The 529-nt window shown below is 42.3% G+C and carries 1 protein-coding gene; it reads left to right on the top strand.

Annotated elements, in window-relative coordinates:
• Window positions 1-159: 159 nt before the first annotated feature.
• Window positions 160-529: hypothetical protein (locus ACTNC0_RS18270; RefSeq protein ID WP_441088496.1), on the top strand; the 370-nt coding region annotated here is incomplete at its 3' end.

Genomic DNA, 529 nt, shown 5'->3' with positions numbered 1-529 from the left:
TTATCGTAAATATAGAGTTATCGTAAAACCAAAGGCCAATGGTAGTTTTCAGCAGAGAATAACCGTCAAAATTTACGATAACTCTTTTTTTCTCTTATAATCACCACGATAATGGAATCAGCGGGCATTGCCCGACTATCATTATCGAGGTGATTTTTAATGAGAACAAAGACAATTGACGAACTGGTCGAAAATGCTTTGGCACTCTGCCGTGAACAGGGATTTACCGAAGCATCCACCTATTCCAAGCACAAAGTGTTTAAAGCCATTATTCGTAAACATAATGAAAATGGCTGTGACACCTACAATGCTGATCTGCTTGCAGAATACACGCTTGCGCAGAAGGACAGCTATGAACATGGAGGACTGAAGCGTGACAGCTACAACTTCAAAGTCAAGACCGCTTTGCAGTTGAAGGAGCTTGCAGAGACAGGAACTATTGACTATGGATGCGTCAACCGTAGTACAGGCATGACGGATTACTATTCCGGCATAATTGACCGGATGCTTTCTTTCCCTGAGTGGGATG

Origin of the sequence: Blautia sp. HCP3S3_B11, assembly GCF_052064435.1 — a bacterium.
Lineage (GTDB): Bacteria > Bacillota > Clostridia > Lachnospirales > Lachnospiraceae > Blautia_A.
The sequence above is the reverse complement of the archived record's forward strand: the minus strand, read 5'-3'. Positions and strand labels throughout refer to the sequence as shown.